This window comes from Burkholderia torrens (assembly GCF_984668525.1).
Map to the genome: position 1 here is coordinate 1,370,083 of NZ_OZ480212.1, position 23,545 is coordinate 1,393,627.

General features: G+C 68.7%; 17 protein-coding genes. 8 read left to right on the forward strand and 9 right to left on the reverse strand.

The window, feature by feature from the left end; all coding sequences use genetic code 11:
* Positions 1 to 62 precede the first annotated feature (62 nt).
* The 3 genes from AC5LXX_RS22410 to cobA form a co-directional block, all read right to left on the reverse strand.
* Positions 63 to 1,115 (reverse strand): CmpA/NrtA family ABC transporter substrate-binding protein, encoded by a 1,053-nt coding sequence (locus AC5LXX_RS22410; RefSeq protein ID WP_493413209.1) that lies wholly within the window; start codon positions 1,113 to 1,115, stop codon positions 63 to 65.
* A gap of 5 nt (positions 1,116 to 1,120) precedes the next feature.
* Positions 1,121 to 1,717, reverse strand: coding sequence for an ANTAR domain-containing response regulator (locus AC5LXX_RS22415; protein WP_493413210.1), 597 nt, complete (start codon positions 1,715 to 1,717; stop codon positions 1,121 to 1,123).
* A gap of 120 nt (positions 1,718 to 1,837) precedes the next feature.
* Positions 1,838 to 2,599, reverse strand: a complete 762-nt coding sequence (cobA, locus tag AC5LXX_RS22420) for a uroporphyrinogen-III C-methyltransferase (RefSeq protein WP_493413211.1) — start codon at positions 2,597 to 2,599, stop codon at positions 1,838 to 1,840.
* A gap of 651 nt (positions 2,600 to 3,250) precedes the next feature.
* Between cobA and AC5LXX_RS22425 the strand changes: the two genes are divergently transcribed.
* From AC5LXX_RS22425 to AC5LXX_RS22440, 4 genes are read left to right on the forward strand one after another with little or no spacing between them, the layout of a single operon-like run.
* Positions 3,251 to 4,576 (forward strand): MFS transporter, encoded by a 1,326-nt coding sequence (locus AC5LXX_RS22425; protein ID WP_493413212.1) that lies wholly within the window; start codon positions 3,251 to 3,253, stop codon positions 4,574 to 4,576.
* Between the two features lie 21 nt (positions 4,577 to 4,597).
* Positions 4,598 to 7,195, forward strand: coding sequence for a nitrite reductase large subunit NirB (gene nirB / locus AC5LXX_RS22430; RefSeq protein WP_493413213.1), 2,598 nt, complete (start codon positions 4,598 to 4,600; stop codon positions 7,193 to 7,195).
* A 31-nt stretch (positions 7,196 to 7,226) separates the two neighbouring features.
* Entirely contained in the window at positions 7,227 to 7,571 is a 345-nt protein-coding gene (gene nirD, locus AC5LXX_RS22435; RefSeq protein WP_493413214.1) for a nitrite reductase small subunit NirD, read from the forward strand.
* Positions 7,572 to 7,587: 16 nt separating this feature from the next.
* Positions 7,588 to 11,775 carry a bifunctional nitrate reductase/sulfite reductase flavoprotein subunit alpha gene (locus AC5LXX_RS22440; RefSeq protein WP_493413215.1) on the forward strand — a complete coding sequence of 1,396 codons (4,188 nt, stop codon included), beginning with the start codon at positions 7,588 to 7,590 and terminating at the stop codon, positions 11,773 to 11,775.
* Positions 11,776 to 11,800: 25 nt separating this feature from the next.
* On the opposite strand, the gene AC5LXX_RS22445 is transcribed toward AC5LXX_RS22440, so the two are convergent.
* The 3 genes from AC5LXX_RS22445 to AC5LXX_RS22455 form a co-directional block, all read right to left on the reverse strand.
* Positions 11,801 to 12,253, reverse strand: a complete 453-nt coding sequence (locus tag AC5LXX_RS22445) for a hypothetical protein (RefSeq protein WP_493413216.1) — start codon at positions 12,251 to 12,253, stop codon at positions 11,801 to 11,803.
* 243 nt (positions 12,254 to 12,496) lie between these two features.
* The gene (locus tag AC5LXX_RS22450; protein WP_493413217.1) at positions 12,497 to 13,273 is read right to left on the reverse strand and encodes an SDR family oxidoreductase; all 777 of its coding nucleotides are present in this window, start codon (positions 13,271 to 13,273) and stop codon (positions 12,497 to 12,499) included.
* A gap of 4 nt (positions 13,274 to 13,277) precedes the next feature.
* Positions 13,278 to 13,721, reverse strand: a complete 444-nt coding sequence (locus AC5LXX_RS22455) for a GlcG/HbpS family heme-binding protein (protein ID WP_493413218.1) — start codon at positions 13,719 to 13,721, stop codon at positions 13,278 to 13,280.
* A 106-nt stretch (positions 13,722 to 13,827) separates the two neighbouring features.
* Between AC5LXX_RS22455 and AC5LXX_RS22460 the strand changes: the two genes are divergently transcribed.
* The 4 genes from AC5LXX_RS22460 (at position 13,828) to AC5LXX_RS22475 (ending at position 19,561) form a co-directional block, all read left to right on the forward strand.
* Positions 13,828 to 14,742 carry a LysR family transcriptional regulator gene (locus tag AC5LXX_RS22460; RefSeq protein WP_493413219.1) on the forward strand — a complete coding sequence of 305 codons (915 nt, stop codon included), beginning with the start codon at positions 13,828 to 13,830 and terminating at the stop codon, positions 14,740 to 14,742.
* Between the two features lie 80 nt (positions 14,743 to 14,822).
* Entirely contained in the window at positions 14,823 to 15,263 is a 441-nt protein-coding gene (locus AC5LXX_RS22465) for a hypothetical protein (protein ID WP_493413220.1), read from the forward strand.
* A 426-nt stretch (positions 15,264 to 15,689) separates the two neighbouring features.
* Positions 15,690 to 18,284 carry a bifunctional lysylphosphatidylglycerol flippase/synthetase MprF gene (gene mprF / locus AC5LXX_RS22470; RefSeq protein ID WP_493413221.1) on the forward strand — a complete coding sequence of 865 codons (2,595 nt, stop codon included), beginning with the start codon at positions 15,690 to 15,692 and terminating at the stop codon, positions 18,282 to 18,284.
* Positions 18,281 to 19,561, forward strand: coding sequence for a virulence factor family protein (locus tag AC5LXX_RS22475; RefSeq protein WP_493413222.1), 1,281 nt, complete (start codon positions 18,281 to 18,283; stop codon positions 19,559 to 19,561). The genes mprF and AC5LXX_RS22475 overlap by 4 nt, the downstream gene beginning before the upstream one ends.
* 79 nt (positions 19,562 to 19,640) lie before the next feature.
* On the opposite strand, the gene AC5LXX_RS22480 is transcribed toward AC5LXX_RS22475, so the two are convergent.
* The 3 genes from AC5LXX_RS22480 to AC5LXX_RS22490 all read right to left on the reverse strand — a co-directional run bounded on the left by AC5LXX_RS22480 (position 19,641) and on the right by AC5LXX_RS22490 (position 23,507).
* Positions 19,641 to 20,078, reverse strand: coding sequence for a DUF934 domain-containing protein (locus AC5LXX_RS22480; protein WP_493413223.1), 438 nt, complete (start codon positions 20,076 to 20,078; stop codon positions 19,641 to 19,643).
* A complete protein-coding gene (locus AC5LXX_RS22485; protein ID WP_493413224.1) occupies positions 20,075 to 21,859 on the reverse strand; it encodes a nitrite/sulfite reductase in 1,785 nt (594 codons plus the stop codon). Before AC5LXX_RS22485 ends, AC5LXX_RS22480 begins: the two co-directional genes overlap by 4 nt.
* Before the next feature lie 427 nt (positions 21,860 to 22,286).
* A complete protein-coding gene (locus tag AC5LXX_RS22490; protein ID WP_493413225.1) occupies positions 22,287 to 23,507 on the reverse strand; it encodes a M24 family metallopeptidase in 1,221 nt (406 codons plus the stop codon).
* Positions 23,508 to 23,545 lie beyond the last annotated feature (38 nt).

Sequence of the window (23,545 nt, forward strand, 5' to 3'; positions counted from 1 at the left end):
GGTGGCCCGGATCGGCGTGGCGCGGCCCTGGAGCGCGCGCCCGCGGCCTCATGCGGCACGCATTACGCGTGCGACGGGCCCGCTGCGCCGCCTTCGGCGACCGCAGCATCATACAACGCGCTTTGCGCGATTGCCGCGGCGATCGCCGCATCGTCATGCGGACCGTCGAGCATGCCCCAGCGCCGGTATTGGGACAGGAACCAGCGCCCTTCTTGCGGATCGGGCCGGTTCACGGCGCCGCCGTCGTGGAAACGGATCGGCAGCGGCGGCGCGGCGAACGGCCCCGCGCCGTAGTCGCCGAGCAGGCGCGGCGCGATCAGCCGTGCCGGCACGCCGAGCGCATCGGGCGATGCGAGCCAGTCGGCCGCCTCGCGGCGGTGCGCGGCGCTGTCGAGCCACGCACACGCGTCGACGAGCGTGCGGATCAGCGCGCGCGCGGTGGCCGGATACAGCGCGACGAAGTCGCGCCGGGCGGCCAGCACCTTCTCCGGATGATCGGGCCAGATCTCGCTCGTGACCGCGACGGTCCGGCCCGCGCCGCACGCTTCGGCTACCGCGTGCCACGGTTCGCCGGAACAGAAGCCGTCGAGCTCGCCGCCGGCGAGCGCGGAGACCATCTCGGGCGGCGGGATCACGACGCTGCGCACGTCGCGCAGCGGATCGATGCCGTGTGACGCGAGCCACGCGTTCAGCCACATCGCGTGCGTGCCGGTCGGGAAGGTTTGGGCGAGCAGCGGCTTGCGGCCGAGCGTCGCGAACGCGTCGCGCACGTTGCCGGTTGCGCGGAACGCGTCGGCGAGACCGCGCGACAACGTGATCGCCTGGCCGTTGCGGTTCAGCACCATCAGCGCGGCCATGTCGGCCTGCGGGCCGCCGATGCCGAGCTGCAGCCCGCAGACGAGCCCGTACAGCGCATGCGCCGCATCGAGCTCGCCGCTGAGCAGCTTGTCGCGCACGGCGGCCCACGACGGCTGGCGACTCAATTCGAGCGTGAGGCCGTGCCGAGCGCCGAGGTTCAGGCGCTGCGCGACGATCAGCGGGGCCGCGTCGCTGAGCGCGACGAACCCGAGGCGAAGATGCGCGCGTTCCGGCGCGGCGGGAGGTGAGGTATGCATGGCAGTCATGACTGGGGTGGCGCGTCGAGCAGTTGTCGCGCGACGTCGACGATACGCAGGCCCTGATCCATCGCACGCTTGCGCAGTGCCGCATACGCATCGTGCTCGGACAGCTTGCGCTGGTCCATCAGCGCGCGTTTCGCGCGGTCGATCAGTTTGCGTTCCGCGAGTTCGCGCTCGACGTCGGCGAGCCGGCGGCGCAGCGCATCGTCGTGCGAGAAGCGCGCGAGCGCGACTTCGAGAATCGGGGCGAGACGCTCGGCCGACAGCCCTTCGACGAGATACGCGCTGACGCCCGCGCCGACCGCCGCACGGATCAGTTCCTGGTCGGCGTCGTGGCTGAACATCAGCACGGGGCGCGGCGCGGTCGCGTGCATCACCGCGAGCTGCTCGAGGGTATCGCGCGACGGCGAATCGGTATCGATGATCACGACGTCGGGACGCTGCTCCTCGACGGCCGCGGGCAGCCGCGCGGGCGTCGCGACGTCGTTCAGCATCTCGTAGCCGAGGCGCGCGAGCGCGTCGCCGAGCTCGCCGATCGGCTTGTCGGTGTCGGTGACGAGCAGCACGCGCAGGCGGGTGGTCGGGGCAGGCGAACTCATGAGGCGGGTAACAGGAGCGGTGACGCTTCGGCGCAACGCGCGAACGATGCAGGCAGGCCGCATGCGCGGCCGGCGATGACGGGAAGGGGGAACGGCCGCAGCCGCGTGACGCGGTACATGTCAGGCGGCCCGCGAAAATGCGGTGTCGGCCGCGACGTCCGCGCACGGCGCGGCTGCTTCGCCGATTGCGCCGCCGACGAGGATCACGGCCGGGCTGCCGAGCCGCGCGGCCTCGATGCCGTGTGCGAGCGTGGCGAGCGTGCCGGTCCAGCGGCGTTCGTCGGGCGTACCGGCCCATTGCACGGCGGCTGCCGGCGTCGACGAAGGCAGCGCGGCGAGCAGGCCGGCCGCGATGCTGTCGACGCGGCTCATGCCCATGTAGATCGCGAGCGTGGTGCCGGTCGACGCGAGTCGTGCCCAGTCGGGTTCGCCGTGGTCCTGGCGGTGCGCGGTGACGAACGTGACGCCCTGGCAGTGCTCGCGGTGAGTGAGCGAGATGCCGAGGCTTGCGGCGGCCGCGAATCCCGACGAGATGCCGTTGACGATCTCGACCGGAATCGCGGCGGCGCGCAGCGTCGCGAGCTCTTCGCCGGCACGGCCGAACAGCAGCGCATCGCCGCCTTTTACGCGCACCACTTGCGCGCCGCGCAGCGCGTAGCGGCGCATCAGCTTTTCGATGAATGCCTGCGGCGTGGAGCGGCAGCCGCCGCGCTTGCCGACGCGGATCACGCGCGCCTGGGGCGCGAGTTCGACGATGCCGGGCGCGACGAGATCGTCGAGCAGCAGCACGTCGGCCGCGGCCAGTGCCTTCACGGCCTTCAGCGTGAGGAGATCGGGATCGCCGGGGCCGGCGCCCAGCAGCGTGACTTTGCCAGTCGTCATGTCGTGTTCCATTGCCGCATGCGTCGTGCGGCGGCCGATAACGGATGGTCTGCGCGGCGGCGGGCGGTCGAAACGCACCGGTGTCCTGCCGTGCCGCGCACGGGAGGACGCCGTTGTCCTGACGGGCCCGCCGTGAAGGGCGGGCAGGGTTTGCGGGGACTGCCCACCGGCGCCGTTGCCGGTGTGATGCGTCGATCGAGCAATATCCGGGCCAACCGGCGCGCGCAGCACGCGATGGACCGTATGACGGGGGGGGCGCGCGTGCAGGCTTGCAGGCAGCCGCCGCGCGCGGGCGGCCGTCATGCCGCATCGGCGTGCATCGTGCGCCGCCGGCGCGCACCGCGATGTCGCACGGCGACAGTGCTGCAGCGCACCACATCTGTGCCTCGCTGCCTCAAAGCGCGTCGTGCGGCGCGAGTCGCTGCCCCCCGCCTGCCGACCGGCAAGCCTTGCAGCGCGGGGCCGAAGGCCCGATCGGCGGCGACTTGGCATGGCGCTTGCGTAAGCCGATTCGGGCGGATCAATGGCGATTCGTCCGCAGTACCGATTACCGACGCGCCCGGCAACGGGCTTCATGGGCAACGGCGTCCTACGCATCGGGTCTCGACGAGACCGGGTGCGCAGGACGCCGTTTTTCGTTTGGCGGATGACATGACCGACAAAGCTACCCGTATCGATCTCTTCAGCTTCCGCACCGCGCCGATGCGCGCGTTCCACATGACGTGGATGGCGTTCTTCGTGTGTTTCTTCGCCTGGTTTGCGTGCGCGCCGCTGATGCCGCTCATTGCACGCGAATTCCATCTGACGGCGGCCCAGGTCGCCAACATCAACATCGCCGCGGTGGCCGCGACGATCGCCGTGCGGCTGCTCGTCGGCCCGCTGTGCGACCGCTTCGGCCCGCGCCGCGTGTATGTCGGCCTGTTGCTGCTCGGTGCGATCCCCGTATTCGCCGTGTCGTTCACGCACGACTATCTGTCGTTCCTGATCTGCCGGCTCGGCATCGGCGCGATCGGCGCAGGCTTCGTGATCACGCAATACCACACGTCGGTGATGTTCGCGCCGAACGTCGTCGGTACTGCGAACGCGACGACGGCCGGCTGGGGCAACGCCGGGGCCGGCGCGACGCAGGCGCTGATGCCGTTGCTGGTCGCCGCCGGCCTGATGCTCGGCTTCGGCGAGGATTCGTCGTGGCGCATGGCGCTGGTCGTGCCGGGCATCGCGATGCTCGTGATGGCCTGGGCCTACTGGCGCTTCACGCAGGACTGCCCGCAAGGCGACGTCATCGCGCTGCGCAAGGCAGGCGTGACGGTCGACAGCGGCAAGAAGGGCGGCTGGGCGAGCTTCTTCGCCGCGTGCGGCAACTATCGCGTGTGGATGCTGTTCGTCACGTACGGCGCGTGCTTCGGTGTCGAAGTGTTCATCCACAACATCGCCGCGCTTTACTACGTCAATCACTTCAGCCTGTCGCTGAAGGACGCCGGTTTCGCGGTCGGCCTGTTCGGGCTGCTCGCGCTGTTCGCCCGCGCGCTCGGCGGCTGGCTGTCCGACAAGATCGCCGCGCGCCGCAGCCTCGACGTGCGTGCGGCGCTGCTGTGCGCGCTGATCGTCGGCGAAGGGCTCGGGCTGATCTGGTTCTCGCATGCGCAAAGCATCGGCGTCGCGCTCGTCGCGATGCTGGTCTTCGGCCTGTTCACGCACATGGCCTGCGGCGCGACCTATGCGCTGGTGCCGTTCATCGACCGCAAGGCGCTCGGCGGCGTCGCGGGAATCGTCGGCGCGGGCGGCAACGTCGGCGCGGTGGCCGCGGCCTTCCTGCTGAAGGGCGTCGGCGACGTGCAGCAGACGCTGAGCCTGCTCGGCCTTGCCGTCACCGCGACCGCGCTGTGCGCGATGGCCGTGCGCTTCAGCGAAGAACACAAGGCGCGCGAAGCCGAACTGCGCGACCGCGCGCTGGCCGCCGCCAGCGCTGCGAACTGATCGACCGAAGGAACCGTCATCATGAAACTCATCGTCATCGGCCACGGCATGGTCGGCCACAAGCTCCTCGAATGCGTCGCGGCGGAAGCCGGCACGGCGGGCGCGCTGCAGGTCACCGTGCTCGGCGAGGAGCCGCGCCCGGCCTACGATCGCGTGCACCTGTCCGAATTTTTCGCGGGCAAGTCGGCGGACGACCTGTCGCTCGTCGAACCGGGCTTCTTCGCGCGTCATCCGCGGTTCGACCTGCGCCTGAACGCGCAGGTCGCGTCGATCGACCGCGCCGCGCATACGGTCACGCTCGCGTCGGGCGAAACGCTCGCGTACGACAGGCTGGTGCTCGCCACGGGCTCGCGCCCGTTCGTGCCGCCGGTGCCGGGGCGCGATCGCGCAGGCTGCTTCGTGTACCGGACGATCGAGGATCTCGAGGCGATGCAGGCGTGCGGCGCGCACGCGAAGCGCGGCGTCGTGATCGGCGGCGGGCTGCTCGGCCTCGAATGCGCGAAGGCGCTGCGCGACATGGGGCTCGACACGCACGTCGTCGAATTCGCGCCGAGGCTGATGGCCGTGCAGGTCGACGACGGCGGCGGCCGGATGCTGCGCGCGAAGATCGAGGCGCTCGGCGTGACCGTGCATACGGGCAAGAACACGCTGGAAATCGTCGATGGCGACGAAGGCACGCACCGGATGGCGTTCGCCGACGGCACGCATCTCGACACCGACATGATCGTGTTCTCGGCCGGCATCCGCGCCCGCGACGAACTGGCGCGCGCCTGCGGGCTCGACATCGGCCCGCGCGGCGGCGTCGCGATCGACGACGCCTGCCGCACGAGCGATGCCGACATCTACGCGATCGGCGAATGCGCGGCGTGGAACGGCATGGTGTACGGCCTCGTCGCCCCCGGCTACGACATGGCGCGCGTGGTCGCGAAACAGCTCGCCGGCGACGCGGACGACGCGCCCGCTGCCGCGTTCGCGGGCGCCGACATGAGCACGAAGCTGAAGCTGATGGGCGTCGACGTCGCGAGCATCGGCGACGCGCACGGCACGACGGCCGGCAGCCGCACCTACCAGTACGCGGACGAGCGTCGCCAGGTCTACAAGAAGCTCGTGGTGTCCGACTGCGGCAAGTTCCTGCACGGCGCGGTGATGGTCGGCGATGCAGCCGAATACGGCACGCTGCTGCAGATGATGCTCAACCGCATCGAACTGCCCGAGTCGCCGGAATTCCTGATCCTGCCGTCGTCGGACGGCGCGGCGAAGCCGGCGATCGGCGTCGATGCATTGCCCGCGGCCGCCCAGATCTGCTCGTGCAACAACGTGTCGAAGTCGCAGATCTGCGCGGCGGTGGCCGACGGCGCGACGAGCCTCGGCGCGCTGAAGACGTGCACGGGCGCCGGCACGTCGTGCGGCGGCTGCGTGCCGCTCGTCACGCAGATCATGAAGGCCGAGATGAAGAGGCAGGGTCTGTCGGTCAACAACCATCTGTGCGAACACTTCCCGTATTCGCGCCAGGAACTGTTCCACCTGATTCGCGTCGAGCGCATCACGACGTTCGACGAACTGCTGGCGAAGCACGGCCGCGGGCTCGGCTGCGACGTGTGCAAGCCGGCCGTCGCGGGCATCCTCGCGTCGTGCTTCAACGAATTCGTGCTGAAGCGGGAACACGCGAGCCTGCAGGATTCGAACGACTACTACCTCGCGAACATCCAGCGCGACGGCACGTACTCGGTCGTGCCGCGCATGCCGGGCGGCGAGGTCACGCCGGAAGGGCTGATCGCCGTGGGGCAGGTCGCGAAGAAGTATGGCCTTTACACGAAGATCACGGGTGGTCAGCGCGTCGACCTGTTCGGCGCGCGCGTCGAGCAGCTGCCGTCGATCTGGGAAGAACTGATCGAGGCCGGCTTCGAATCGGGTCATGCCTACGGCAAGGCGCTGCGCACCGTGAAGTCGTGTGTCGGGTCGACCTGGTGCCGCTACGGCGTCGACGATTCGGTCGGCCTCGCGATCGACCTGGAAAACCGCTACAAGGGGCTGCGCGCGCCGCACAAGATCAAGTTCGGCGTATCCGGCTGCACGCGCGAGTGCGCGGAAGCGCAGGGCAAGGACGTCGGCATCATCGCGACCGAAAAAGGCTGGAACCTGTACGTGTGCGGCAACGGCGGGATGAAGCCGCGCCACGCGGAACTGCTCGCGTCCGATCTCGACCGCCCGACGCTGATCCGCTTCATCGACCGCTTCCTGATGTTCTACGTGCGCACGGCCGACCGGCTGCAGCGCACCAGCGTGTGGCGCGACAACCTCGAAGGCGGCCTCGACTACCTGATCGACGTCGTCGTGCACGACAAGCTCGCGATTGCGGCCGAACTCGAAGCCGACATGCAGCACGTGGTCGACACCTACGAGTGCGAATGGAAGAAGGCCGTGACCGATCCCGACACGCGCAAGCGCTTCCGTCACTTCGTGAACAGCGACGCGCAGGATACGACCATCGAATTCGTCGAGACGCGCGGCCAGATTCGTCCCGCGACGCCCGGCGAGCGCACGGGCGGCAAGCCCGTGTCGATTCCCGCCGTCGCCGAAAGCGCGACGCATGCCGGGATTGAAACGGCAACCGCCTGACCGATACCAGCCTCACTGCAAGGAGCCCATCATGAACGATCGTCTTCCGCTGTCCTGGACCCGCGTGTGCCCGCTCGACGACATCGTGCCGAACACCGGCGTGTGCGCACTCGTCAACGGCGAGCAGGTCGCGGTGTTTCACGTCGCGCATCCCGACGGCGGCGTGTTCGCGATCGACAACGTCGATCCCGTGTCGCAAGCGGCCGTGATGTCGCGCGGGCTGGTCGGCAGCCTCGGCGAGCGCGTCGTCGTCGCGTCGCCGCTGTACAAGCAGCACTTCGACCTGCGCACCGGCGAATGCCTGGAAGTGCCCGAGCAGTCGGTGAGCGCGTATCCGTCGCGGGTCGAGGACGGCTTCGTGTGGATCGCGGCCTGAGCGCGCCGGAGCACGCATGACCGCCACTCCCGTCAAGAGCGTGTGCCCGTACTGCGGCGTCGGCTGCGGGATGGTGCTGCACGTCGAGGACGGCGAAGTCGTCAAGGTATCCGGCGACGCCGACCATCCGACCAACTTCGGGCGGCTGTGCACGAAGGGTTCGTCTGCGCACGTCGCGTTGCGCCGCTCGGGGCGGCTCGACCGCGCGTTCGTGCGCCGCGCGCGCGAGGACGACCTCGTGCCGCTGCCGGCGCGCGACGCGATCGCCGAAACCGCGCGCCGCCTGCGCGCGATACTCGATGCGCACGGCCCCGACGCGCTGTCGTTCTACGTATCGGGCCAGATGTCGATCGAGGCGCAGTACCTCGTCAACAAGCTCGCGAAGGGCTTCGTCGGCACCAACAACATCGAGTCGAACTCGCGGCTCTGCATGGCGAGCGCGAGCACCGGCTACAAGCAGTCGCTCGGCGCGGACGGCCCGCCCGGGTCCTACCAGGACTTCGATCGCGCGAACCTGTTCTTCGTGACCGGCGCGAACATGGCCGATTGCCATCCGATCCTGTTCCTGCGGATGATGGATCGCGTGAAGGCCGGCGCGAAGCTGATCGTCGTCGATCCGCGCCGCACCGGCACCGCCGACAAGGCCGACCTGTTCCTGCAGATCCGGCCGGGCACCGATCTCGCGCTGACCAACGGGCTCCTGCACCTGCTGCATGCGAACGGCCGCACCGATGCCGCATTCATCGACGCGTACACGGAAGGCTGGGACGCGATGCCCGCGTTCCTCGCCGATTACACGCCCGAGCGCGTCGCGGCGATCACGGGGCTCGCGGAAGCCGACCTGCGCACGGCCGCACAATGGATCGGCGACGCGCAGGAATGGATGAGCTGCTGGACGATGGGGCTCAACCAGAGCACGCACGGCGTGTGGAACACCAACGCGATCTGCAACCTGCATCTCGCGACGGGCAAGATCTGCCGCCCCGGCAGCGGCCCGTTCTCGCTGACCGGCCAGCCGAACGCGATGGGCGGGCGCGAGATGGGCTACATGGGGCCGGGCCTGCCGGGCCAGCGCTCGGTGCTGTCCGACGACGATCGCCGCTACGTCGAGCATCTTTGGCGCGTGCCGGCCGGCACGCTGCGCAAGGAGGCGGGGCAAGGCACGGTCGACCTGTTCTCGCGGATGGCGGCCGGCGGCATCAAGGCGTGCTGGATCGTCTGCACGAACCCGGTCGCGACCGTGCCGAACCGGCAGAACGTGATCGCCGGGCTGCAGGCCGCGGAACTCGTGATCGCGCAGGACGCGTTTCTCGACACCGAGACCAACCGCTACGCGGACATCCTGCTGCCGGGCGCGCTGTGGGCCGAAGGCGACGGCGTGATGGTCAACTCCGAGCGCAACATGACGCTGATGCGCGCGGCGGTCGCGCCGCCCGGCGACGCGCTGCCCGACTGGCGCATCGTCGCGGAAGTCGCGCGTGCGATGGGCTTCGGCGATGCGTTCGACTATGCGTCGGCGGCCGACGTGTTCGACGAGATCGTGCGTTTCTCGAATCCGGCGACCGGCTACGACCTGCGCGGCGCGAGCCACGCGGCGCTGCGCGACGGCCCGGTGCAATGGCCGGTCGCGCCGGGCACCGCGCGCGAGCGGCACCCGATCCGCTACCTGAACGACGGCGTGAGCCAGACGCTGCGCCCGGGCGCCGGCGGCAACGAGACACCGCGCGTCGCGTTCCCGACGCCGTCGGGCAGGGCGCGCTTCTTCGCCCGGCCGCACGTCGATCCGGCCGAACTGCCCGACGGCACGTTCCCGATCGTGCTCAATACGGGCCGGCTGCAGCATCAATGGCACACGATGACGAAGACGGGCAAGGTCGCGATGCTGAACAAGCTGAACCCGCGTCCGTTCGTCGAGCTGCATCCTGACGATGCAAGCGCGCTCGGCATTGCCGCGAAGGACAGCGTCGAAATCCGCTCGGCGCGCGGCCGCGCGGTATTGCCGGCCGTCGTGACCGAGCGCGTGCGGCGCGGCAACTGCTTCGCGCCGATGCACTGGAACGACGTGTACGGCGACGACCTGTGCATCAACGCGGTGACGAACGACGCGATCGATCCGGAATCTCAGCAACCCGAACTGAAATACTGCGCGGTCGCGCTGCGGCGCGTCGACACGGATGCATTCTCGTCCGCCGGCGACGACACGGCGCGCTTGGACGCAAGCGAGGACGATGCCTCGCCCGCGCCTGCGATCTCGCCAATCTCGGCTTCACAGGAATTCGACATGGCAGACCTCGACACTTTCGCGGCCGCGCTCGGCGTCGCCGATCTCGCGCCGCCGCCGCTGACCGACACCGAGCGGCTGTACGTGGCCGGCCTCGTCAGCGGGCTGAAGGCGAGCGTCGGCCGTCGCGAAGGCGGCGTGCCCGTGCTGCCGGCCGGCACGCCGTTGACGCCGCCCGTGCGGTTCTGGCTCGACGGGATGCTTGCGGGGCTGTTCAGCCGCTCGCTGCCTGCCGGTGCGCAGATTGCCGCGGCGCCTGCGCTGCCGGCCGATGCCGCTGCCGGCGGCGGCGTGCGCATCGTGCGCGCGCGTCCGAAGGTAGTGCTGCTGTGGGCGTCACAGACCGGCAACATCGAATCGCTGACCGAGGATTACGCGACGCAATTGATGAACGCGGGCTTCGAGATCCGCACCGCATGCATGTCCGACTATCCGGTCGCGTCGCTTGCCGGTGCGCAATACGTGCTGCTGATGACGAGCACGTTCGGCGACGGCGATGCGCCCGACAACGGCACCGAATTCTGGGACGCGCTGCAGGCCGGCGGCGCCGCGCGCCTCGACGGCGTGCATTTCGCGGTGCTCGCGTTCGGCGACCGCAACTACGACCAGTTCTGCGGCCACGGCCGCCGGCTCGATGCGCGGCTCGCGGAACTCGGCGCGGCGCGCCTGTGTGCGCGCGTCGATTGCGACGTCGAATTCCAGCACGATGCCGACCAGTGGCTCGAGCGTGTCGTCGCGCGGATCAAGGAGGCCGATGCCGCGCTGCACGCGGTGCCGTCCGGCGGGATGAGCCCGTCGGGGCTGCTGCCGACGAAGGCGCATCCGGCGCCGTCGAAGCTCGTCGCGAACCTGCGGCTGAACCGCCCGGGCGCCGCGAAGGATACGCGCTACGTGTCGCTGTCGACCCAAGGCGCGAACCTCGAATACGAAACCGGCGACGCGCTCGGCGTGTGGCCGACCAACTGCCCGGAACTGGTCGACGAACTGCTGTCGGTCACCGCGCTGAAGGCCGATGCATCCGTGTCGGTGCCGGGCGTTGGCGACATCCGGCTCGGCGAAGCGCTCGCGCACCACTTCGACATCACACGCCCGCATCCGGACACGCTGGCCTTCATCGCGTCGCGCAGCTCGAACGGCGCGCTGAAGTCGCTGCTCGGCGAAGATCGCAAGGCCGACCTCAAGCAATGGTTGTGGGGGCAACAGCTTGCGGATGTGCTGCACGAATACCCGGTCGATCTGTCGGGTACGGAACTGGTTGGCATGCTGAAGCGCATGCAGCCGCGTCTCTATTCGATCGCGTCGAGCCCGAGCGCGCACGCGGGCGAGATTCACCTGACCGTGTCGGCCGTGCGCTATCACAACGGCCGGCGCGCACGCAAAGGCGTCGCGTCGACGTTCCTCGCCGATCGCGCGGACGACGGCCGCGTGCCGGTGTTCGTGCAGAAATCCGCGCATTTCCGTCCGCCGGTGAACGGCGACGTACCGATCGTGATGGTCGGCCCGGGCACCGGCGTCGCGCCGTTCCGCGGCTTCCTGCACGAGCGGCAGGCACGCGGCGCACGCGGGCGCAACTGGCTGTTCTTCGGCGAGCAGCATGCGCAGACCGACTTCTATTACGGCGACGAGCTGGGCGCGATGCACGACAGCGGCTTTCTCACGCGGCTCGACCTCGCGTTCTCGCGCGACCAGGCCGACAAGATCTACGTGCAGGACCGGATGCGCGAGCAGGGCGCCGAGTTGTTCGCATGGCTGGAGGAAGGCGCGCACTTCTACGTGTGCGGCGACGCCGCGCGGATGGCCAAGGACGTCGACATGGCGCTGAAGGCGATCGTCGCCCAGCACGGCGGCATGTCGGATGAAGCCGCGAACGACTACGTCGCGCGGCTTTCGAAGGCCCGGCGGTACATGCGCGACGTGTATTGATTTCCGGCGACGCGGGCCGGGCGGGTTACGCTTGATCGTCCGGTTGCGGGCGGCCGAACCACTGCCGGCTCGAGCGCGACAGCAACAGCAAGGTCGCCAGCACGAAAAGACAGTAGACGGTGCTCAGGAAATCGGATGGTCGGTGGGCGGCCGCGAACGCCATCATGGCCAGCGTGGCGACGACCAGCCCGATCATCGTGATGCGCGCCCAGTTCTTCCGGCGCGCGATCTGCACGACGAGCAGTGCGAGGACGACGGCGAGCGCGATGAACATCGTCGCGAGCATCTGGACGAGCCTGGTGGCTAAGGCGTCGCGCGAGAAGCGGCCGAGCAGGACTGGGACGATCTCCGACTCGAACACGGCGACCCGGTACGCGAAGATGCACCACGCGCCCGTCAGCAGCGTGACGGCTATCCGGACCGTTTCCGGCGCATCGCCGCTGAAAATCGGCATCTTCTTCAGCGAAGTCATTTTCATTCTGGCGTTGTCCTTCGCGGCGGCGGGCATGACGCTTGCACTCGGCTGGCGGCGTAGCGGCCGCAGGCGGGAATCGATCGTCGCAGCGTAGCACAGGCGCGGGCGCCGGCCGGTTCGTTTCGCAGCCGGTGCGCGCCGTTTCTTCAAGCGGCGCGAGCAGGGTGCGGAACTGTTCTCTTCCCCGCAGGACGGCGCGCATTTTCACGGATGCGGCGGACGGTTGTCCGCCGCTTCGCCGGCCGGTTACTGCTGCCGCTCCCACGCACGCGCCTGCTCGGCGCGCACGAACGCTTCCGACGAGGCCGGCAGCAGGTTGCGGAACGCGCCGCCGTCGCTGTCGATCACGTCGACCATCTTCGCGATCATTTCCTCAGGGTCATGCTGCTCCAGCGGGAACGTCAGCCGCTCGGGCGTCACGGAATGGACGGCCGGATCGTGCCAGCGCCGCGTCGTTTCCATCATCCGGTCGTTGAAGCCGGTGCGGTACGGGCCCGGGTTCACGACCGCGACGCGGATGCCGTGCGGCGCCAGTTCCGCGTGCATCGCCTCGGCCACCGATTCGACCGCGTGCTTCGACGCACAGTACGCGCCGGTGAACGGCCCCGTGATCAACCCGGCGATCGACGACACGAACACGATCTTGCCGTGCTTGCGCGCGAGCATCCCGCGCGCGATCTGCTGCGTGAGTTCGAGCGGCCCGAACACGTTGACGTCGAACAGCTCGCGGACGATCTCGACCGGCAGGTCGACGAGCGCGCCGGCTTCGCCGACGCCCGCGTTGTTCACGAGCACGTCGATGTCGAGTTCGGCGGCGCGGGCGCGATCGTGGGCCGACGTGACGTCGAGCTTCACCGCGCGCAACGCGGTGCCGCGCTGCGCGGCGGTGTCCGTCAGTGCGTCGATCTCGACGGCCGTGCGTACACCGGCCGTCACGTGGTGACCGCGCTCGGCGAGACGTAGCGCGACTTCGCGGCCGAAGCCCGTGCCCGCGCCGGTGATGAGGATGCGTTTCCGTGTCATCTGCTTACCTTGTTGAGTGAAGGGTTGCCTGAAAAAGGTCGCGGCAGTGCTGCGCGATCGCGGTGTCTTCGTCGACATTGCCGCCCGAGATGCCGATCGCGCCGACGCAGCGCCCGTCGCCGTCGACGAGCGGCTCGCCGCCGCCGAACGTGACGAGCCCGCCGTGACTGTGTTCGATGCCGCGCAGCGGACCGTCGCCCGACATCGCGCCGAGCGCGCCGGTCGACGCGCGAAAGCGGACGGCCGTCAGCGCCTTGCGCTGCGCGAGATCGATCGCGCCGAGAAAACAGTCGTCGGTGCGCACGAATGCGAGCAGGTTCGCGCCGGCATCGACGACGGCGATCGCGACGCCGGCCACCTGCAGCGATGCGGCATGCGCGAGCGCCGCGTCGATCGTGCGGCGGGCGACGGCGAGCGGCAGGGGGCATGCGGCGGTGAGCGGGTTCATGTGAGGCTCCGAGGGGACGACAGCGCCAGTGTAGGCAGTTGCGGTATATGGGAGAATCCGTATTCCGCTCGAAGCAGTTTCAAGTTTTTTTAATGATGGACGGACGATGAGCAGACGCGATCCGATGGCCGGGCTGCACGTGTTCATGACCGTCGCGACGGCCGGCAACTTCACGCGCGCCGCCGCTGCGCTCGGCCTGACGCCGGCTGCCGTCAGCCTCGCGATCGGGCAGCTCGAGGGCGAGTTGAACGTGAAGCTGTTCAACCGCAGCACGCGCGGCGTGAGCCTGACGGAAGCGGGACAGCGCTACCGGCATCAGACGGAGCCTGCATACCGGCAGGTCATGCAGGCGCGCGACGAGCTGAAGGATGCGCGCAGCGAGCCGAGTGGCGTGTTGCGCGTGACCGCGCTGCCGCTGGCGCGTGCGTTCGTGATTGCGCCCGTGCTTGCCACGTTCCGCGAGCGCTACCCGAAAGTGCGGCTCGAGATTCGCTACGAGAACGAACTGGTCGACATCGCGAAGGGCGGGTTCGATGCCGGGATTCGCCTGGCCGACCGATTGCAGCCGGGCATGATCGGTGTGCGGATCGCGCCGGCGCTGTCGTGTGCGCTGGTTGCGTCGCCCGGTTATCTGGCGAAGCATGGCGCGCCGGCGTCGATTGCGGCGCTCGAACGGCATGCGTGCATCCGTTTCCGGTTCTCGGAAAGCGGCCGCCTGCACAAATGGTTGCTGCATGATGGGCAGCGTGACGTCGATCTCGATCCCGACGGCGTATTCGTGACGAACGATGCCGACGCGGTGATCGACGCGGCACGTGCGGGTGTCGGCATCGCGTTCGCGTTCATGCGCGAGCGGATCGAGCAGGACCTGCGCGACGGCACGCTCGTCGAGGTGCTGCCGGGCATGTGCCGTACGCTGCCGCCGATGTGGCTTTACTACGTGAACCGCAAGCACGTGCCGGCCAAGCTGCGCGCGTTCATCGACGTGCTGCGCGAGCGCGACGGCGCGCACGCGCCATAATCGCATCGGCCGGCCGGCTGCAGCGATGGCGGTGACGATGCATGATGGCGGCTCCAGCCACGAAGCCATGGAGTCGCGTCATGACGGCATCCCCGTATTTCCCGATTCGAACCCTTGTGATTGCTGCGGCGCTGGCCGGCGCCGCGATCTGCAGCGCACCAGCCATCGGCCAGATCCAGACGTCGACCGTGCCGGCCGGCTCGGCGGCTGCGACGCCCGACAACGCAATATTGCTGACGGTGTTCCTGAAACACGACCAGTCGCGCCCGCTCGCCGAGCTGAATGCGCAACTCGCGAAGCAGGGGTTCTACAAGGCGTTTCCGCCGCCGGGCGTCGAAGTGGTGAGCTGGACCGTGACGATGGGGATCGGGCAGATTGTCGTGCTGCGGCTGCCGGCGTCGCGGCTGCGCGAGGTCAATCGCGTGCTCGAGGATACGGCGTGGGGGGCTTACAGAACGGAGTTCTATCCGACTTACGACTACAAGGCGATCGCGTTGGGGGAGCGTGAGCGGGGGAAGTGAGGCGAGCCGAGTGTTTCCGCACTGATGAAGTGTGCTGACTGGCGCCCCGGATCAACCCGTCCCCATTCCCGAAACGCCCCGCGCCATCCCGTTTTCATCCTCGCCCGCCGGGCCTCGTCCGGCAGATTTCTCCCAAATGCATCACAAGTCATTCATCTGATGAAAAAACCACCCCGGTTCCCGGTATGATGCGCACCTTGCGTTCGCAGGACGCTGTTTCTTTATGCGTTTTTGATGTGCGAGAAACCACAAATCGGCACAAAGCCGACGTGAAAGATTCTGTAATATAAATTCCGTATACTTGAAAGTTCTGATCCATGCGCTGCCAGCCTTGCCTTTCGGCCGACCGCCCGCGCAGAACAACCCGTTCGTCGCCGTGAGGCCATCTTGCGCCGCGACACGCTATGCACCACCACTGAACAACTTATGTCTTCCCGCCACTCAGGTTCGCCCGGCCGTGCCGCGGCGGTGATCGCCCGTGCCCGGGCGTTGATCCGCAACGAGCGCGTGCTGTCGCCGCTGCTCGCGCTCGGTATCGGCCTGCTGCTGATCGTGGTCTTCCAGCATCTGTCGGAATCCGTCGACTACCGGTCGGTGATCCGCGAGTTGCGTCACATGTCCGTCGGCGAGTGGGGCGCGTCGCTGGCCGCGACGGCCCTCAGCTATCTCGCACTCGTCGCCCGTGACGCGGTCGGCCTGCGCTATGTCGCCGCGAAGGTGCCGCGCGTCGCGTTGTGGATCGGCGCGATCGCCGGTTCGGCGCTCGGTAACGCAACCGGCTTCGGCGCGCTGACGGGCGGCGCGGTCCGCGCCCGCGTGTACGGCGTGTCGGGCGTCACGCCCGCGCAGATCGGCCGGATGACGGTGTTCACGAGCGGTACGCTGGCGCTCGCGATGGTACTGATGACGGCGGTCGGCATGGTCTGCGTGCCCGAGGCGCTCGCCGCGATGCTGCACGTCGCACCCGGCGTGCTCACGTGGGGCGGCGCCGCGCTGCTCGCGGTACTGGCCGCGATGGTCGTGATGTGCGGCAACACCGCGCGCCCCGTCGTCACGCGCTTCAAGTGGCTGTCGTTCGACGTGCCCGCGCGGCGCGATCTCGTCGCGCAGGTCGTCTACGCGGTGCTCGACGTCGTCGCCGCGGGCCTGACGCTGTGGGTGCTGCTGCCGGCCGCGCCGGTCGGCTTCCCGACCTTCATCACCGTCTACGCGGCCGCGCTGCTGCTCGGGATGATCGGCCATACGCCGGGCGGGATCGGCGTGTTCGAAGCCGCGATGGTATTCACGCTCGGCCGCGAAGTGCCCGCGCACGCGATGGTCGCCGCGCTGATCGCGTATCGCGCGATCTATTTCGGCGTGCCGCTCGTGCTGTCGGCCGGCCTGCTCGCCGGCTTCGAGGGCCGCGCGCTGCGGCGCCGGCTCGTCACGCGGCAGGCCGTGCGCGTGTCGCAGCTCGCACCGGTGTTCCTGAGCCTCGTGACGTTCGCAGTCGGCGGGATGCTGGTGATCTCGAGCGCGACGCCCGCGTTCTGGCACCGGATCGCGATCCTGCGCCATATCGTGCCGTTGTGGGTGCTCGAAGGCTCGCAGGTGATCTGCAGCGTGCTCGGCGTCGCGCTGCTGTTCGTCGCGCGCGGGCTGCTGCGGCGGCTCGACGGCGCGTGGTGGATGACCTTCGCGTTGACGCTCGCGAGCCTCGCGCTGTCGCTCGCGAAGGGCCTTGCGTTCGTCGAGGCCGGCGTGCTCGGCACGCTGCTCGTGCTGCTGCTCGTCAGCCGTCGCCGTTTCAACCGCCATTCGTCGCTGCTCGCGGAGCGCTTCACGGTGAGCTGGTTCGTGTCGGTGACGATGGTGCTGATACTGGCCGTATGGGTGCTGTTCTTCGCGTTCCGCGATGTGCCGTACACGCGCGAGCTGTGGTCGCATTTCTCGTTCGATGCGCGCGCGCCGCGGGCGCTGCGCGCGACGCTCGCGTCCGGCGTGTTCGTCGCGCTGTTCGCGCTGTGGCAATTACTGCGTCCGGCGCCCGGCCGCTTCGTGAAGCCCGTGCCGCAGGACCTGTTCGACGCCGAACGGATCATTCGCGCGCAGGAGTGCAGCGATGCAGGCCTCGCGCTGATGGGCGACAAGTCGTTCCTGTTCTCGGAATCGCGCCAGGCGTTCCTGATGTACGCGAAGAACGGCCGCACGTGGGCCGCGCTGCACGACCCGGTCGGGCCGCGCGAGGAGTGGCCGGCGCTGATCAGCAAGTTCATCGCGCTCGCGCACGCGCACAGCGGCCGCGCGGCGTTCTACCAGGTGCGGGCGAATGCGCTGCCGCTGTATCTCGACGCGGGCCTCACGCTGATGAAGCTCGGCGAGGAAGCGCATATCGCGCTCGACCGGTTCGACCTGAAGGGTTCGAACCGGTCGCACCTGCGCTACGCGCTGCGCCGCGGCGACAAGGACGCGCTGACGGTCGAGGTGATCGCGCCGGGCGACGTGCCGGCCGCGCTGCCGGCGCTGCGCGACATCTCGGACGGCTGGCTCGACAGCCGCGATGCGCGCGAGAAGAGCTTCTCGGTGGCCGCGTTCCACGACGGCTATCTCGCGACGCAGTCGGTGATGCTCGTGCGCCAGGCCGACAAGCCGATCGCGTTCGTCACGTTCATGACGACCGACCTCAACACCGAGGCGACGGTCGGCGTGATGCGCCATCTGCCGGACGCGTCGCCGTACGCGATGGAGTATCTGTTTACGCAGCTCGCGCTGCATCTGAAGGAAGCGGGTTTCCGCAAGCTGAGCCTGGGTATCGCGCCGTTCTCGGGGATGGGGGCGGCGAAGATGCCGTCGCCGTTGCACCGGATCGGGCTGATGGTCTGGCGCTTCGGCGGCCGCTTCTACAACTTCCGCGGCTTGCGCGCTTTCAAGAGCAAGTTCGAACCGCACTGGGAGCCGCGTTACCTCGCGGCCTCGGGCACGGTCGGCGTGTTCGTCACGCTCGCGGATCTGTCATTGCTGGCTGGAGGTCGGCGCTCATGAGTTTGAAGAAGGGAATCGCGCGGGCGGCTGCCGCCTGCGCGGGAATGATGCTGGCCGGCGCCGCGTGCGCCACGCAGCCGGCCGCCGTGAAAGCCGAAACCGTGTCGGGCGGCCGCTATGGGCCCGTCACCGTGACCCGGCCGAGCGGTCCGCTGCGCGGATTCGTCGTGCTGTTCTCGCGCGAGGCCGGCTGGAATGCCGCCGATCAGCAGGCGGCCGATGCGCTGGCGAAAGCCGGCGCGATGACGGTCGGCGTCGATTCCGAGCGTTACGCGATGAATCTCGCGGCGAAGCAGGAGACCTGCCACCACCTCGACGGCGACGCCGAGGCGGTCAGCCACCAGCTCGAACGTCTCGCGCAGTCGTCACGCTACTTCACGCCGATCGTCGCAGGCGTGGGCCAGGGCGGTGCGATCGCGAAGCAGATCCTGTCGATGGCGCCGGAGAACACGATCGCCGGCGTCGTATCGGTCGGCCCGGCCGCGAAGCTCGATCCGCGCTTCAAGCCGTGCCCGCCCGATCCGACGATCGTGCGCCGCGCGATGCCGGGCTTCGTCGAAACGGCCACCGCGGGCGACAACTCGAAGCTCGTGCCGCTCGTGACGGCGCACCTGCGCGACACCAGCAGCAATGCCGAACTCGACGTGTCGGACCTGCCGCTCGTCGAGCTGCCGGCCAAGGGCGGCAGCGACCGGCTGGCGATCGTGATCTCGGGCGACGGCGGCTGGCGCGATCTCGACAAGACGATCGCCGAGGCGCTGCAGCGTGACGGCGTGTCGGTGGTCGGCATCGACAGCCTGCGCTATTTCTGGAGCGAGAAGCCGCCTGCGCAGGTGAGCCATGATCTCGCACGCGTGATGCGCACGTACACGGCGCGCTGGCATGCGAGCCGCATGGCGCTGGTCGGCTACTCGTTCGGCGCGGACGTGATGCCGTTCGCGTACAACCGGCTGCCGGCCGACCTGCGCGACAAGGTCGTGGTGATGTCGCTGCTCGGCTTCGCGCCGGCCGCCGATTTCCAGATCCGCGTGACGGGCTGGCTCGGCATGCCCGCGAGCGACAATGCGCTGAAGGTCGCGCCTGAAATCGCGAAGGTGCCGCCGCAGCTCGTGCAGTGCTTCTACGGCGCGGAAGAGAAGGACACGATGTGCCCGGCGCTCGCGAACACGGGCGCCGACGTGATCAAGACACAGGGCGATCACCACTTCGGCCGCGACTACATCGCGCTCGAGAAGAAGATCCTCGGCGCGTTCGGCAAGCCGGTGGCGGCGCGCTGAACGCCGGCGCCCGCGTCGCGGCGGGCGCCGGCCGGATTGCTTCCGGTGCTTCTTACGGGCGGCCAGCGTGCCGCCCGTTTCATTTTCCGGCCGGTGCTGCCGCGTTCTGCGGCGGCGTGACCGTTCTCGCATCGCGTTGATAGAAACCCGGAAACCGGTCGAGTTGTCGCCGTGCGGCCATGATGTCGGTATCGTCGCCGAGCACGGCGCTCGAGAACCCCGTGCGTTCCATCAGCAGCAACTGGTCGACCAGCACTTCGCCGGTCGCGCGCAGGTCACCCGTGAAACCGTAGCGCTTGCGCAGCAGGTACGCCTGGCTGTACGCGCGGCCGTCGGTGAACGACGGAAACTGCAGGTCGATGCGCGCGGCACGAGCGATCCGAGACGCGAGCGGCGGCAATTCCTCGTCGTTGCCGATGATCAGCGTCGTGTCGTCGTGCAGCGGCGTGTCGCCGGCGTGTTCGGCCGGCGTCAGCAGGCGGATGCGTGCGTGTGCGTTGGACGTTTCCTGGTTCATGCGTGCTCCGCCGAGTGGCGCGCGTCGTTCGCGGCGGCCTTGAAGGGTTCCGCGCCGATGCGGCGCACCGTGTCGATGAATCGTTCGCTGCGGCCGTTCGTATCGATCCGCGCGTCGAGGTATGCATTGACGATCGCGTCGACGACATCGACGATCTCGTCAGCCGCGAATGACGGGCCGATGACCTTGCCCGGCCGCGCGGGGCCGCTCGCGGCCGAGCCGTCCGACCCGCCGAGCGTGACCTGGTACCACTCCGCGCCGTCCTTGTCGACGCCGAGGATGCCGAGGTGGCCGCTGTGATGATGCCCGCACGAATTGATGCAGCCGCTGATGTGCAGGTCGATGTCGCCGATGTCGTGCAGCAGGTCGAGATCCAGGAAACGCTCGGTGATCGCGTCGGCGATCGGGATCGAGCGCGCGTTCGCGAGCGCGCAGAAATCGCCGCCCGGGCACGCGATCATGTCAGTCAGCAGCCCGACGTTCGCGCTCGCGAGCCCGATCGCACGGGCGTTTTCCCACAGCAGGAACAGGTCGTCGACGTGCACCCACGGCAGCACGACGTTCTGCGTGTGCGTGACGCGCGCCTCGCCGGCCGAGAAGCGGTCGGCGAGATCGGCGAGCGCGTCGAGCTGGTCCGGCGATGCGTCGCCGGGGGCCTGCAGGCGGCGCTTGAACGACAGCGTGACGATGCGCAGCGCCGGATCGCGATGTTCGGCGACGTTGCGCGCGAGCCAGCGTGCGAACGCCGGATGGCGGGCCGCCTGCGCGGACACGCGCGCATCCGCATCGGACATGTCGAGCGTGCGCGGCTTGAGCCGCGGCGGGACGAACGACGCGGCGATGCGGTCGAACTCGGCCTGCGGGATCGTGTGCGGGCCGCCGTCGAGGTCGACGATCTGGCGGAACTCTTCCTCGACGTCGTCGATATAGCGCTGCCCCTCGGTCTTCACGAGGATCTTGATGCGCGCCTTGTACTTGTTGTCGCGGCGCCCGTAGCGGTTGTACACGCGGACGATCGCCTCGATGTAGTTCATCGCGTGCTGCCACGGCAGGAACGCGCGCAGCAGCGTAGCGATCATCGGCGTGCGGCCCATCCCGCCGCCGACACTGACGCGAAAGCCGAGTTCGCCCGCGTCGTTGCGCACGAGCCGCAACCCGACGTCGTGCCAGTCGGTCGCCGCGCGGTCTTCGGTGGCACCGGTGATCGCGATCTTGAACTTGCGCGGCAGGAACGCGAATTCGGGGTGCAGCGTCGTCCACTGGCGCATCACTTCGGCGAACGGGCGCGGATCGGCGATTTCGTCCGGCGCGACGCCCGCGCGCTCGTCGCACGAAATATTGCGGATGCAGTTGCCGCTCGTCTGGATGCCGTGCATGTCGACGGTCGCGAGCAGGTCCATCACGTCGGCCGCTTTCGCGAGCGGAATCCAGTTGAACTGCACGTTGGTGCGCGTCGTGAAGTGCGCGCTGCGGGTCGGCAGGCGCAATGTGCCGAGCAGCGCCTGTGCGTCGCGCGCGGCGCGGTAGGTGGCGTCGTCGGGCACGTCGTAGTCGCGCGCGATCCGCGCGAGCACGCGAAGCTGCGCGCTCGACAGTTCGCCGTACGGCACGGCGACGCGCAGCATCGGCGCGTGGCGCTGCACATACCAGCCGTTCTGCAGCCGCAGCGGCCGGAACGCGTCTTCGCTGAGCGTGCCGTGCTGCCAGCGCTCGAGCTGGTCGCGGAACTGGGCGGCGCGGCTGTGCACGAGCGCCCGGTCGAAATCGGTATATCGGTACATGACGTGATACGCGAGAAGCGCCGCGACGCGGGTTGCGCGCGGCTCGGACAGACGTTGCGACGGATGTCGGGCAACGGAAGACAGCGTAGGGAACGCGGTGCGGCGGGACAAGCAGCAGATCGGGACGAAAAGGGCACAGCAGATGGCCGGCGACACGCCGGCGCGAGTAGCCGGGCCGGCGTGCATGCCCGTGACGCGGTCAGACGCCGGCCGTCGACGACATCGTGCTCGAGAAGAAGATTTCTCGGCACGTTCGGCAAGCCGTTGGCGGTGCGCCGACCCTGTACGTCGGGGCGAAAGCGGCATCGCCCCGACGCGCCATGCTCACGCCAGCGTCGCCTGATTTTCGATTGCAGTGCCCGGCGTTGCATACCCTTGCGGTGACGGACTCAAGAATGGGCCCCGCGGGATCGGTCTTGCGCGGCGTTCACGCGAGCAGACGTTGCTCGAACGGGTAGTCGGACAGCAGTTCGAGCTGGCCGTCGTCGCGCACGTACACCTGTTCCTCGAGCTTCACGCCCTCGCCACCCGCCTCGTGGCCGATGTAGCTCTCGATGCACAGCGTCATGCCGGGTTCGATCACGCCGTCATAGCCCTTTGCATCGTTGTCCTCGCGATGGCAGATGTACGGATATTCGCCTGTCATCCCGACGCCGTGGGCCAGCGCGAAATAGCGGCGTGCGCGGTACGGCTGCGGGATCTGCCACGCCTTCGCGATGAACTCCTGGAACGTGGTGCCGGCCTTCACGTTCTCCATGTTCGCGTGGATCTGGTCATAGGCGAGGCGGTACAGCGTCTTTTGCGCGGCGGACGCGGGGCCGTCGCCGCATAGAAACGTGCGCGAGAAATCCGCGTAGTAGCCGAAGCGGCCCACCACGTCGGTATCGAGCCCGACCAGCTCTCCCGCCTGGATCTTGCGCGGGCTGCTTTCCTGGAACCATGGATTCGTGCGCGGGCCCGAGCTTATCAGGCGGGTTTCGACGTAGTCGCCGTCGGTCTCGATCACGTGCTGATGCAGGTGCGACCACAGTTCGTTCTCGCTGATGCCGGGCACGAGGGCTGCCTCGAGCTTGTGCACGCCCGCTTCCGCCGCGCGCAGCGACGCGCGGATCATCTTGATCTCGTTCTTCACCTTGATTGCACGGGCGCGTTCGAGCGGCTCCTGGGCGTCCGAAATCTCGTAGCCGCGCGCCTGCAACGCAAATGCGGCCGCCGATGTCGCGCTTTCGATCGCGATCCGCTTGCCGCCACCGCACGCGCGAACCAGATCGTCGATCTCGTCCGCCCAGCGCTCGGTGACCTGGCGCAGCATGTCGTCGCAAAAGTAGTACGAGATCGCGGTGGCCGGCCGGATTTCATCCACGGTATCGAGTCCGTCGGCCAGGAATTCGCATCCCGCGTATTCGAACAGCACCACCTTTCCCTCGGCCGGCACGAACAGATAGCGTGCCGGATTGCGCATCGAATACACCTGCATGTTGCGCGAACCGGTCGCGTATCGCATGTGGGTAGGGTCGAACAGGATCGCGGCGGTCAGGTCGCGTTTCTTCAGTTCGCGGCGAACCGCGGCAAGCCGGTCGCGCTGGATCTGCGCGATTTCGTCGGCGGTCGGCTCGCAATCTTCCGGGCGGTGAGTCGGTCGGAGCATCGTCATGATGGTAGGGTGAATGTTATTTGTGTCAGTAG